Here is an 11,153-nt window from a genome sequence, read left to right as displayed (position 1 = left end):
AGGGCGCGGGCGGCTCGTCACCTTACCCCACAAGTCACTGCTCGGCTTCCTTCAGCAATTGCGGCGTGATCTCCACAGCGCCCTTCTCGGTGCTGACGTACGCCGTTCCGTCCTGGATGCTGACCTGCCACTGCATGCCGCGTTCGGCCAGGGCGGCCAGCGCCTGCGCCTGGTCCGCCGGGATCTGCCACACGGCCAGCCGGGGAGTGCGCTGCAGCTTGTTCTGGATGCCGCTCCACCATACCGGCGTGCTGGATGCGTAGCTGATGACGGTGACGCGCTCGGCGCGGCCGTGGGCCTGGCGCAACCGGCGCTCGTCGGGCTGGCCCAGCTCGATCCAGTGGACCACCTCGCCGGTCAGGTCCAGCTGCCACAGCGGCGGCTCGTCGACATCGGAGAGGCCCTTGCTGAATTCGAGCCGGCCGCGCAGGTCGTCGGCGGGCACGTGCAGCGCGTAGGCCAGGATGCGCAGCATCATGCGCTCGTCGGTCTCCGAGGGGTGGCGGGCGACGGTCAGGGAGTGCTCGCCGTAGACATGGCGGTCCATGTCGGAGAGCTGCAGCTGGGCTTTGTGGATGGTGGCCTTGAGCGCCATGGTCGAAGGGCCGCCCGAAGCGGCCGGGGTGCGGGGTGGATGCCCCGGCGTGCGGGCTGCACGCGGGGCGGAAACGATCTGAAGCGGCGCATTATCCCGGTCGTGGCATCATGCCGACCCGCATGGCGGCCTGCTCCGGCCGCCCCATGAGACTGCGGGCCGGCCGGTGCCACCGGCGAGCCCGTGCCGACGAGACAGCGCCCACCCGGCGCAATGACCTGAGAGACGACATGAACACTCTTCGCACCTCCCTCGCCGTCGCCGCGCTGCTGGCCTGCGGTCTGGCCGTCGCCCAGACCAGCGGCACCAAGCCCGCCACGCCGGCCGCGCCGGCCGCCGCCAAGGGCGGCAAGGGCAAGCTGATGACCCGCGACGAGCTGCGCGCCTGCATGGCCAGCAACCAGCAGAACGAGGCCGCCGCGGCCGAGCTGGACAAGAAGAAGGCCGTCGTCCTGAAGGAGCGCGACGAGCTCAAGGCGGCCAAGGCCGAGTCCGACAAGTTCGAGTCGGACATGCAGGCCCAGGGCACCGCGCTGAAGGCCGAGATCGAGTCGGTCAAGGCCTTCGGCGCCGAGATCGAGGCCGGTGCCTCCAAGATGGAGAAGGACCAGCTCAAGGCCAAGCAGGAGGAGTACCAGGCCCGCGCCAACGCCCTGCAGCCCAAGATCGATGCCTTCAACAAGGCGCGCAATGACCGCGTCGAGGTCAACAAGGCCTTCAACACCCGCGTCGATGCCCACCAGAAGATCGCCGACGACTTCAACGAGGCGGTCGAGGACCTGAACGACAAGCGCAACGAGTGGAAGCTCAAGTGCGGCAACCGCTCCTACGACGAGGCCGACGAGATCGCCATCAAGAAGGAAATGAACAAGAAGTAAGGCGTTCCCCTTTCGACGCCTCGGGAACGGCGCCGGCACCGATCGCGGTCCGGCGCCGTTCCTACAATCGGCGCCCTGTTGATGGCCCCTGGAGACACGATGAGCGCCGCCCCTGCTGCCAATCCGCTGCTGTCCGCCTGGACCGGCCCCTACGGGCTGCCGCCGTTCGAGGCGATCGAGGCCGGGCATTTCGAACCGGCCTTCGACGCGGCGCTCGCCGCGCACCGCGCCGAGCTCGACGCGATCGCGTCGCAGCCGGCGGCCCCGACCTTCGAGAACACGCTCGCCGCGCTCGATCGTGCCGGGCGCGCGTTGACCGCGCTGGAGCACCTGTTCTCGACGCTGAGCGCGTCGGCGAGTTCGCCGGAGCTGCAGGCGGTGCAGCGGCGCATGGCCGCGCCGCTGGCCGCGCACACCAACGCGATCTACCTGAACGCCGCGCTGTTCGCCCGCGTCGAGGCGCTGCATGAACAGCGCGCCGCGCTCGGGCTCACGCCGGAGCAGCGGCGGCTGCTGGAGCGCGTGCACCTGGACTTCGTCCGCGCCGGCGCCCGGCTGCAGGGCGCGGACCGCGAGCGCTACGCCGCCAACATGGAGCGGCAGGCGGAACTCAACACCCGCTTCGCGCAGAACGTGCTGGCCGACGAGAGCGGCTACCAGCTGGTGCTGCGCGGCGAACGCGACCTGGCCGGCCTGCCGGACTTCGTCCGCGCCGCCGCGCGCCAGGCGGCGCTGGACCGCGGGCAGGTGGAGGAGGGCGTGCACGTGGTGACGCTGTCGCGCTCGCTGATCGTGCCCTTCCTGACCTTCAGCGAGCGGCGCGACCTGCGCGAGCAGGCCTGGCGCGCCTGGGTCGGCCGCGGCGATGCGACCGGCGAGACCGACAACCGCGCGCTGGTGCGGGAGCTGCTCGCGCTGCGGCACGAGCAGGCCACGCTGCACGGCCATCGCAGCTTCGCCGACTACGCGCTGGCCGACACCATGGCCGGCCGCCAGTCGGCGGTGCAGGCGCTGCTGGACCAGGTCTGGGAGCCGGCCAAGGCGGCCGCCGCGCGCGAGCGGGCGATGCTCGACGAGGTGCGCGAGCAGCTCGGCCACGACCTGAGCATCGAGGCCTGGGACTGGCGCTGGTACGCCGAGAAGGTGCGGCAGCAGCGCTTCCAGCTCGACGAGGCGGAGGTCAAGCCCTACTTCCCGCTGGACGCGATGGTGCGCGCGATGTTCGACTGCGCCGAGCGCCTTTACGGCCTGCGTTTCGTCGAGCAGCCGCAGGTCGCCGGTTATCACCCGGACGTGAAGGTCCACGAGGTCCGGGGCGAGGATGGCTGCCTGCGCGGCGTCTTCATCCAGGACAACTTCGCGCGTCCGACCAAGCGCAGCGGCGCCTGGATGAACGCGCTGCGCTGGCAGGCGCGCAACGGCATCGACGCGCTGCCGATCATCCTGAACAACAACAACTTCGCCAAGGGCGCGCCGGGCGAGCCGACGCTGCTGTCCTTCGACGACGTGCGCACGCTGTTCCACGAGTTCGGCCATGGGCTGCACGGGCTGCTGTCGGACGTCGAGTTCGAGCGCCTGTCGGGGACGCAGGTGCTGCGCGACTTCGTCGAGCTGCCCTCGCAGCTGATGGAGCACTGGATGGCCGAGCCGGCGGTGCTGAAGCAGCATGCGCGCCATCACCGCACCGGCGAGCCGCTGCCCGATGCGCTGCTGGCGCGGCTCAAGGCCGCCGCGACCTTCAACCAGGGCTACGAGACGGTGCGTTATTGCGCGTCGGCGCTGGTGGACCTGGCCATCCACGCGCGGGAAGAGGCCGAGGCGCCGGACCCGGTCGCCTTCGAGCGCGAGACGCTGGAGCGCCTGGGCCTGCCGCCGGCGGTCGGGATGAATCACCGGCTGACGCATTTCCAGCACCTGTTCTCGGGCAGCTATTACGCCTCCGGCTATTACGTCTACCTGTGGGCGGAAGTGCTGGACTGCGATGCCTTCGAGGCCTTCGTCGAGGCCGGCGATCCGTTCGACCGGTCGGTCGCCCGGTCGCTGCTGGACAACATCCTGTCGGTGGGCAACAGCCGCGAGCCGGGCGCGACCTACCGGGCCTTCCGCGGCCGCGACGCGCGGGTCGAGCCGATGCTCAAGGGGCGGGGACTGGTGCCCGCCTGACCTGCCGGACCCGTCTGAAGGCGGGCCGGGACTCCCCCTGTCGAGGGCCCCGGAAGGGGCCCTCACCGTTTCGGGTAAACCCGGATCGCGGGCGCCGTTCATCGCGCTCCGCCGCAGTTCGTCGCTAGCACCAACGTGTTGGTCGCAGCAGACTTTTGCTAGGGGTAAACCCCTGCGACAGTTCGCCCCATGCCGCAAGAACAACCCCGCGGCCCCTGGAGGAAGAGATGAACACCATTCGCTGCCACGACCGTTTCGCGACGCTCAAGCGCCTTGCCGCGCTGATCGGGATCGGGGCCGGCATCGCCGCTGGCCTGCTGATGGCGCTGCCAAGCCGCGCCGGCCAGCCGGAGCGCCTGCCGACGGTGGTCATCAACGGCAAGTCCGCGCCGACGCTGGCCGCGCTGCGCGCCGCCGGCGAAGTCCAGACGCTGCCCACGGTGGTGGTGACCGGCCGCCGCGCCGACACCGGCCTGGACGGCGAACAGGTGGCGTCGCGATGAGCGGGCTGGCGAGCTTCCTGGCGCGGCGTGTCGCCGACGCGGCCGACGCGGCCGTCGAGCTGGATCCGGCCTCCGGCATCCGCCTGTCCTGGCCGGCGCCGATGAACGCGTCGGGCGTGGATCGCGCGGGCATATCCCCCGCGCGGCTGCCGGTGTCCCCCTCGCTCCCTATGATGCGGGGATGGACTCTGCCCACGCCGCCCTCGATCCCGTCGCTGCCCACGTGACGCCCTCGCCCGAGGTCGTCCCGCTCGCGGCGGCCTCGCCCCTCCAGACCCGCTTCGCTGCGGTGACCGGCGCCGGCTCCGGCATCGGCCGCGCCGCGGCGCAGGCCTTGATGCAGGCCGGCTGGCAGGTCGCGCTGCTCGGGCGTCGCGAGGCGATGCTGCGCGAGACCGCGGCGCTCGCGCCGGAACGCGCGCTGGTGCTGCCCGCCGATGTCGCCGACGAGACCCAGGTGAACGCCGCCTTCGACGCGATCGAACGCCGCTGGGGCCGGCTCGACTTCCTGTTCAACAACGCCGGGCGCGGCGCGCCGGCGTCGGACATCGACGAACTGAGCCTCGAGACCTGGCGGGCCGTGGTCGACGTCAACCTGACCGGCAGCTTCCTCTGCGCCCGCGCGGCCTTCGGCCTGATGAAGCGGCAGTCGCCCCGCGGTGGGCGCATCGTCAACAACGGGTCGATCTCGGCGCATGCGCCGCGGCCGGGCTCGATCGCCTATACCTCGACCAAGCATGCGATCACCGGCCTGACCAAGACGCTGGCGCTGGACGGCCGCCGGCATGACATCGCGGCCGGCCAGATCGACATCGGCAATGCCGAGACCGATCTGACCGAGCGCTTCAAGCAGGGCGTGCCGCAGGCGCATGGCGGCACGATGGTGGAGCCGGTGATGGATGTCGGCCATGCCGCCAGCGCCGTGCTGTACATGGCGGGATTGCCGCTGTCGGCCAACGTGCCTTTCCTGACGGTGATGGCCACCAAGATGCCCTACATTGGCCGCGGCTGACCGCCCGCGTCCGGGCCTTGAATCCGGGCTTGAATCCGGGCCCGACCGCCCCGAACTGAACGACCGATGAACGCTCTCTCCACGCTCTTCTCGATCGCCGCCCGCCTCGTGCTGGCGGTGGCCTCCCTGGTGCTCTTCCTGGTGGTGCTGGCTGCCGGGCTGGTGATTTTCGGCGGGGTGCTGCTGTGGAGCCTGATCCGCGGCCGCCGGCCGACGCTGCGCACGGCGGCGTTCCAGCGCGCGGCGCAGTTCCGTGCGCAGGCGTTCCGCGGTGGACGCGGACCGTTCCCCGGCGGGATGCCCGGGGGCATGGCGGGCACCGGCCGCGCGCCGCAGGGCGAGGTCATCGACGCCGAGGTCCGCGAAGTGCCCCACAGCGATCCGCGCCTGGAGCGCTGACCATCGCCGCAGCGCTCAATACTTGGGCGGCGCGCTGAGCTCGTCCCAGAGCTCGTCGTAGATGCGGTAACGCGAGGGGCTGATCGCTCCCGCCTCGACCGCCGTCAGCACCGCGCAGCCGGGCTCATGCCGATGGCTGCAGTTGTGGAAGCGGCACTCGCCCAGATAGGGCTTGAAATCGGGCATGTAGCTCGCCAGGTCCGGCGCGGCGATCTGGCGCAGGCCGAATTCCTGGAAGCCCGGTGAATCGATCAGCGCGTCCTCGCGCCCCGCGTCCATCCAGTACCACTGCGTCGTGGTCGTCGTGTGGCGCCCCGAATTCAGCGCCTGCGAGATCTCGCCCACCTGCGCCTGCGCATCGGGCACCAGCAGGTTGATCAGCGTGCTCTTGCCGGTGCCGCTGGGCCCCAGCACCAGCGTCGCCTGGCCGTGCAGCAGCGGCAGCAGCCCCTCGCGCGACTCGTCCGGGCGGCCCTTCAGGCTGAGCTCCAGCACCCGCTGGCCCATGGCCTTGTACGGCGCGAGCCGCGCGCGCGCGGCCTGGGCGCCGGGCAGGTCGGTCTTGTTGAGCACGATGTCGGCGGCGATGCCGGCGCTCTGCGCCGCGATCAGCGCGCGGGTGAGCTGCGATTCGGAGAACTGTGGCTCGACCGCCACCAGGATCAGCAGCCGGTCCAGGTTGGCGGCGAAGCTCTTGGTCTTCCACTCGTCCTGGCGGAACAGCAGGTTGCGCCGTGGCTCGACCTTCTCGATCACGCCCTCGTGCTCGCTGCTGCGCATCCAGCGCACGCGGTCGCCAACGACGCAATCGCTCTTCTTGCCGCGGGTCAGGCAGTGGATGCGCTGCCCGTCCTGGTCCTCGACGACGTAATGGCGGCCGTGCCCGCGCACCACCAGCCCGGTCTGCGGCGCCTTGCTCATGCGACCTGTCCCGCCGGCGCGGCCGGTGCGCCCGACAGCGACGCGATCGCCGCCAGCCGCTCGCTGGCCGGCGGATGCGAGTAGTAGAAGCGCGCGAACAGCGGGTCCGGCGTCAGCGTGCCGGCGTTGTCCTCGTGCAGCTTGAGCAGCGCCTGCGACAGGTCGGCGCCGCTGGCCTGGGCGCAGGCATAGGCGTCGGCCTCGAACTCGTGCCGCCGCGACCACAGCGACATCAGCGGCGTCAGGAAGAAGGTGAACTGCGGCAGCGCCAGCATGATCAGGAGCAGCGCGAGCGCGTCGTTGGGCGCGTCCAGGCTGGGACGCACGCCCAGGCCGAGGTAGAAGCCCGCCTGCGTGCTGAGCCAGCCCAGCAGCGCGAAGCCGGCCAGGCTGAGCGCGAACATCAGCGCCATGCGCTGCGGCACGTGGCGGCGCTTGAAGTGGCCCAGCTCGTGCGCGAGCACCGCCTCGACCTCGGGCGGATCGAGCCGCTCGAGCAGGGTGTCGAAGAACACCACCCGCTTGGCGGCGCCCAGGCCGGTGAAGTAGGCGTTGCCGTGCGCCGAGCGCCGGCTGCCGTCCATCACGAACAGTCCCTTGGCCGCGAAGCCGCAGCGCTGCATCAGCGTCTGGACGCGCTCGCGCAGCGCGGCGTCCTCCAGCGGCTGGAACTTGTTGAACAGCGGCGCGATGACGGTGGGATAGATCACCAGCATCAGCAGGTTGAAGCCCATCCAGGCGCCCCAGGCCCACAGCCACCACAGGCTGCCGGCCTGCGCCATCAGCCACAGGATCAGCGCCGCGATCGGCAGCCCGAGCAGCGCGCCCACCGCCAGGCCCTTGAGCCCGTCGACGATGAACAGCCGCAGCGTCGTGCGGTTGAAGCCGAAGCGTTCCTCCAGCCGGAAGGTGTTGTAGAGCGACCAGGGCAGGTCGAGCAGCCCGGACAACAGCCCGAACACCGCCAGCAGCGCGAGCTGGTAGCCCATCGGGCCGAGTTCCTCGCGCCAGGACAGGGCCCACTGGTTGAGCAGGTCCAGGCCGCCCAGCAGCGTCCAGCCGATCAGCAGCGCGGTGTCCCAGGCCAGGTGCAGCGTGCCGAAGCGGCCGCGCGCGACGGTGTAGTCGGCGGCCTTCTGGTGCGCGGACAGCGGCACGGTGCCGACGAAGGCGGCCGGTACCGCGCCGCGGTGGCGCGCGACGTGGCGCATCTGGCGCGAGGACAGCCAGAGCTTGACCAGGAAGGAGACGATCACCGCGGCGACGAAGGCCGCGGTCAGCGCGAGCGGGGAGGTGGCCAGCGCGGAGGGCGCCGGCGCGGCGGCGATGGCCGCGGGAGGGATCTGCATGGGCTCGAAGTGTAGGTCCCTGCGGCGACACATCCGGTGCGCATCCGCCGCACATCCGGCACGCATTCGGAGCGCGTCCCTGAGCGCATCCGGCTTGCGGCAGTGGGCCTCCGCCGCCGGCGTGGCCGCCGAGGTCAGAGGCCGGCGTGGGTCTCCGTGCCTTCCGCCAGCCTCGCCGGCCAGTCCCGGCCGAGCACGAGGCGGACATCGCCGCGCAGGCCGGCGCGTTCGCTCAACGCCGTCGTCACACCCGCCGGCAGGGCCAGCGCCACGCAGCGCGCGGCCGCGGCCTGGCCGGCGGCGTAATCCACGCGGGTGCGGACCACGTCGTAGGCGGGCTGGTTGGTCAGGCGCGCGCGCGGCAGTCCGCGCTGCGAGAGCCAGCCTTCCACCCGCGCCGCCATGCCGGTCGCGCCCATGCCATTGCTGACTTCCAGCCGCTTCGGGGGCGCGCACCCGTCGGGCGGTGACAGCGCCTGGCCGAGCGAAGCCGCCGCCGCGATCGTGGCGAGCTCGGTCGTCGGAAGGCGGGTCGCGGGTATCGGCGCCGTGTCGAGCGCGGGAATCGGCGCGGTATCGAGCGCGGGCGGCGGCATGACGATCGCCGTCGTCGTCGTCGTCGTCGTCGGCGCCGTTGCCGTCGTCGCTGATGCCGATGCCGATGCCGTCGTTGCCGTCTCCGGCCGCGTGGCGGCGAGCCGCGTCATCGCCTCGTCGCGGTTCGCGCGCGCCATCGCGTGCGTGGGATCGAGGGCGAGGGCCTCGTCGAGCGCCGCGAGCGCCGGCGCCGGCTGGTCCTTCAGGAGCAGCACGTAGGCGAGGTTGTTGTGCGCCCGGGCCCGCTTCGGCGCGAGCGCGACCGCCTGGCGCAACGCGGCCTCGGCCTCGTCGAGCCGGCCCGCCGACGCCAGCGTGCGGCCCAGCCCGTCCCACGCCGCCTCCGACGACGCGTCGCGTTCCGTCGCCTTGCGATAGGACTGCGCCGCGCGCGGCCAGTCGCGCGAGCCTTCGAAGTAGCGGCCGGCGGCGAGGTAGGCCTGGACCGCCTGCGGCGTGTCGTCGACGCGGTAGACCGGCGCGACCTGGTAGGCGCGCGGCGGCGCCGCGGGCGGCCACAGCGCGCAGCCCGCCAGCGTCAGTGCCGACGCCGCCTGGCCGAGCGCGACCGCCCGGCGCAGGCCGGCAGCGCGCCCGCGCCCTGGCCGCGTGCGAGGCGGCAGCGCCGCCGGCGCCGCGCCAAGGCAAATTGCGGGATCCAGGTCGAGTTCGACATCGACGACTGGGGCGCCGCTGCGGGAGGGCGCGGCGCGAGGGCGCTCGGACGCCGGGGCGGGCAGGGCGGACGCGGGCGACGGAAATCGGCTTTGCACACGCATGACTCCTCCTCAGCCGCCGGCCATCGTCGGCAGCAGCACACGGTAGATCTGGATCATGGCCGGCCCCATCAGCACGACCATCAGCGACGGGAAGATGCAGAAGATCAGCGGGAACAGCAGCTTCAGCGCGATCTTGGCGGCCGCCTCCTCGGCGCGCTGGCGCCGGCGCGTGCGCAGCATCTCGGCGTGGATGCGCAGCGAGGCGGCGATGCTGGTGCCGAAGCGCTCGGCCTGGCTGATCATCGTGACGAAGCCGTCCACCTCCTCGACGCCGGTGCGGATGGCCAGGTTGCGCAGCGCCCGTTCGCGGTCCGCGCCCGCGCGCAGCTCGAGGTTGACCAGCCGCAGCTCGTCCGCCAGCGCCGGGCTCTTGAGCTGCAGGTCATCGGCCACGCGCATCATCGCGGCCTCGGTGCCCAGGCCCGCCTCCATGCAGACGGTCATCAGGTCCAGCGCGTCGGGGAAGGCCTCGAAGATCTCGCGCTGGCGGGCCGTCACCAGGTGCCCCAGCACCAGGTTCGGGCCGTAGTAGCCGACGCAGGCCAGCACCAGCAGCACCAGCATCAGCGCCGCGCCGCGCGGCATGTCGCCGCCGGTGGACAAGGCCGCGAAGCCCGCCAGCGGCAGCCCCAGCGTCAGCAGCGTCTTCAGGCCGAAGAAGGCCGAGGCGGCGATCGGGCTGCGGATGCCTGCGTGCACGAAGCGCAGCCGGATGCTGGATTTCTCGAAGCCTTCCTCGGGCATCGACAGCTTGCCGATCGGCCGGGTCAGGTCGGCGACCACCTGCAGGAAGCGCTCGCCCGAGGGCCCTTTCGCGGCCGGCCCGCCCTCCAGCGCGCGCAGCCGCTGCCGCGCCGGATCGGGCCTGAGCAGCGCGCCCACGCCCAGCACCGCCGTGACGACGACGATGAAGACCAGCCCCAGCATCATCCATTGCATCGCGGACATCGTCGGTCTCCCTGCTTCGTTCGTGCGTGGCCGCGTCAGACGCGGATCCTGATGATCCGGCGCATCCAGAAGATGCCCAGCGCCATCATCGCCAGCGCCACCGCCACCATGCGCAGCCCCAGCGGGTCGTTCCACAGCACGGCCATGAACTCCGGATTCACCAGGTTGACGACCAGCCCGACGCCGAAGGGCAGCGCCGTCAGGATCAGCGCCGACAGCCGCCCCTCGGCCGACAGCGTGCGGATCTCGCCGAGCAGCCGCAGCCGGTCGCGCACCAGCGCGGCGATCTTGTCGAGCAGCTCGGCCAGGTTGCCGCCCGACTCGCGCTGGATCATCACCGCCACGACGAAGTAGCTGACGTCGGCGATGGGTACGCGCTCGGCCAGGCGCGCGAGCGCGTCGTTGACCGGCACGCCGTAGTTGATCTCGTCGAACAGCAGCCGGAAGTCGCGGCCCAGCGGCGCGGGCATTTCGTCGGCCACCATGCGGATCGCCGACGGGAACGCATGACCGGCGCGCATCGCGCGGCCCATCAGGTCCAGGGCCTCGGGGAATTGGCGCTCGATGCGCGCGACGCGGTCGGACGCGCGCGAGGCCACGCGCCACCAGGGCAGGGCGCCCAGCGCGATCGCCAGCCCCAGGCCCAGCGCCATCGGCTTGCCCAGCAGCGGCGGCACCATCAGCCCGCAGGCCGCCAGCGCCGCGGACAGCAGCATCAACTCCGCCACCGAGGCCGTCACCGCCGCCGCGCCGGCCAGGCGGCGCAGCCGGCGACCCGGCTGCGTGCGGGCGATCAGCGCGTTGAGCCGCGGCAGCCGCTCCGGCGCCTGCGCGCGCTCGATGCTGGTCGTGCCCGCTGCAGCCTCGCCGCCGAGCGCCGCCAGCCGCGCGGCGATGCGCCGTGCCTCGGCGCTGTGGCGCGAGGCCCAGAGGATGTAGATCCCCTCCAGGGCGAGCAGCACCGCCAGGAAGGCGACACCGGCGAACAGGATCAGGCTGACGTCCATGG

At 72.1% G+C, this 11,153-nt stretch carries 12 protein-coding genes; 6 read left to right on the top strand and 6 right to left on the bottom strand.

The genetic code is table 11. The annotated features are described in order from the left end of the window. Positions 1-34 precede the first annotated feature (34 nt). Positions 35-595, bottom strand: coding sequence for a YaeQ family protein (locus FHT37_RS09745; protein ID WP_091733012.1), 561 nt, complete (start codon positions 593-595; stop codon positions 35-37). A gap of 230 nt (positions 596-825) precedes the next feature. On the opposite strand from FHT37_RS09745, the gene FHT37_RS09740 reads away from it, so the two are divergent. The 6 genes from FHT37_RS09740 to FHT37_RS09715 all read left to right on the top strand — a co-directional run bounded on the left by FHT37_RS09740 (position 826) and on the right by FHT37_RS09715 (position 5,550). Then, complete coding sequence (locus tag FHT37_RS09740) at positions 826-1,473, top strand: hypothetical protein (protein ID WP_183480494.1); 648 nt, start codon at positions 826-828, stop codon at positions 1,471-1,473. 99 nt (positions 1,474-1,572) lie between these two features. Then, positions 1,573-3,636 carry a M3 family metallopeptidase gene (locus FHT37_RS09735; RefSeq protein ID WP_183480492.1) on the top strand — a complete coding sequence of 688 codons (2,064 nt, stop codon included), beginning with the start codon at positions 1,573-1,575 and terminating at the stop codon, positions 3,634-3,636. Positions 3,637-3,863: 227 nt separating this feature from the next. Then, positions 3,864-4,139 (top strand): hypothetical protein, encoded by a 276-nt coding sequence (locus tag FHT37_RS09730; protein WP_183480490.1) that lies wholly within the window; start codon positions 3,864-3,866, stop codon positions 4,137-4,139. Then, the gene (locus tag FHT37_RS09725) at positions 4,136-4,366 is read left to right on the top strand and encodes a hypothetical protein (protein WP_183480488.1); all 231 of its coding nucleotides are present in this window, start codon (positions 4,136-4,138) and stop codon (positions 4,364-4,366) included. Before FHT37_RS09730 ends, FHT37_RS09725 begins: the two co-directional genes overlap by 4 nt. Further along, positions 4,321-5,151 carry an SDR family oxidoreductase gene (locus FHT37_RS09720; protein WP_183480486.1) on the top strand — a complete coding sequence of 277 codons (831 nt, stop codon included), beginning with the start codon at positions 4,321-4,323 and terminating at the stop codon, positions 5,149-5,151. The genes FHT37_RS09725 and FHT37_RS09720 overlap by 46 nt, the downstream gene beginning before the upstream one ends. Before the next feature lie 66 nt (positions 5,152-5,217). Next, entirely contained in the window at positions 5,218-5,550 is a 333-nt protein-coding gene (locus tag FHT37_RS09715) for a hypothetical protein (RefSeq protein ID WP_091733033.1), read from the top strand. A 15-nt stretch (positions 5,551-5,565) separates the two neighbouring features. Here FHT37_RS09715 and rsgA read toward each other — a convergent pair whose 3' ends face one another. The 5 genes from rsgA to FHT37_RS09690 all read right to left on the bottom strand — a co-directional run bounded on the left by rsgA (position 5,566) and on the right by FHT37_RS09690 (position 11,151). Beyond that, positions 5,566-6,471 (bottom strand): ribosome small subunit-dependent GTPase A, encoded by a 906-nt coding sequence (gene rsgA, locus FHT37_RS09710; protein WP_183480484.1) that lies wholly within the window; start codon positions 6,469-6,471, stop codon positions 5,566-5,568. Next, positions 6,468-7,820 carry a M48 family metallopeptidase gene (locus FHT37_RS09705; protein ID WP_183480481.1) on the bottom strand — a complete coding sequence of 451 codons (1,353 nt, stop codon included), beginning with the start codon at positions 7,818-7,820 and terminating at the stop codon, positions 6,468-6,470. The genes rsgA and FHT37_RS09705 overlap by 4 nt, the downstream gene beginning before the upstream one ends. A 134-nt stretch (positions 7,821-7,954) precedes the next feature. Beyond that, on the bottom strand, positions 7,955-9,196 hold the full coding sequence (locus FHT37_RS09700) for a LytR C-terminal domain-containing protein (protein WP_183480480.1): 1,242 nt from the start codon (positions 9,194-9,196) through the stop codon (positions 7,955-7,957). A gap of 9 nt (positions 9,197-9,205) precedes the next feature. Further along, complete coding sequence (locus FHT37_RS09695; protein ID WP_091733049.1) at positions 9,206-10,144, bottom strand: type II secretion system F family protein; 939 nt, start codon at positions 10,142-10,144, stop codon at positions 9,206-9,208. 35 nt (positions 10,145-10,179) lie between these two features. Then, positions 10,180-11,151: a type II secretion system F family protein gene (locus tag FHT37_RS09690; protein WP_183480478.1), complete on the bottom strand. Its 972-nt coding sequence runs from the start codon at positions 11,149-11,151 to the stop codon at positions 10,180-10,182. Positions 11,152-11,153 lie beyond the last annotated feature (2 nt).

The sequence above is a fragment of the Mitsuaria sp. BK037 genome (assembly GCF_014193045.1).
In the GTDB taxonomy this organism is placed as follows: Bacteria; Pseudomonadota; Gammaproteobacteria; order Burkholderiales; family Burkholderiaceae_C; genus Roseateles.
Note: the sequence above shows the minus strand (reverse complement) of the source record. Positions and strands in the feature narration are given on the sequence as shown.

Coding starts and splice junctions, on each gene's coding strand:
- FHT37_RS09715 (WP_091733033.1), top strand. CDS start 5,218: ATGAACGCTCTCTCCACGCTCTTCTCGATCGCCGCCCGCCTCGTGCTG.
- FHT37_RS09725 (WP_183480488.1), top strand. CDS start 4,136: ATGAGCGGGCTGGCGAGCTTCCTGGCGCGGCGTGTCGCCGACGCGGCC.
- FHT37_RS09730 (WP_183480490.1), top strand. CDS start 3,864: ATGAACACCATTCGCTGCCACGACCGTTTCGCGACGCTCAAGCGCCTT.
- FHT37_RS09735 (WP_183480492.1), top strand. CDS start 1,573: ATGAGCGCCGCCCCTGCTGCCAATCCGCTGCTGTCCGCCTGGACCGGC.
- FHT37_RS09700 (WP_183480480.1), bottom strand. CDS start 9,196: ATGCGTGTGCAAAGCCGATTTCCGTCGCCCGCGTCCGCCCTGCCCGCC.
- FHT37_RS09695 (WP_091733049.1), bottom strand. CDS start 10,144: ATGTCCGCGATGCAATGGATGATGCTGGGGCTGGTCTTCATCGTCGTC.
- FHT37_RS09720 (WP_183480486.1), top strand. CDS start 4,321: ATGGACTCTGCCCACGCCGCCCTCGATCCCGTCGCTGCCCACGTGACG.
- rsgA (WP_183480484.1), bottom strand. CDS start 6,471: ATGAGCAAGGCGCCGCAGACCGGGCTGGTGGTGCGCGGGCACGGCCGC.
- FHT37_RS09705 (WP_183480481.1), bottom strand. CDS start 7,820: ATGCAGATCCCTCCCGCGGCCATCGCCGCCGCGCCGGCGCCCTCCGCG.
- FHT37_RS09690 (WP_183480478.1), bottom strand. CDS start 11,151: ATGGACGTCAGCCTGATCCTGTTCGCCGGTGTCGCCTTCCTGGCGGTG.
- FHT37_RS09745 (WP_091733012.1), bottom strand. CDS start 595: ATGGCGCTCAAGGCCACCATCCACAAAGCCCAGCTGCAGCTCTCCGAC.
- FHT37_RS09740 (WP_183480494.1), top strand. CDS start 826: ATGAACACTCTTCGCACCTCCCTCGCCGTCGCCGCGCTGCTGGCCTGC.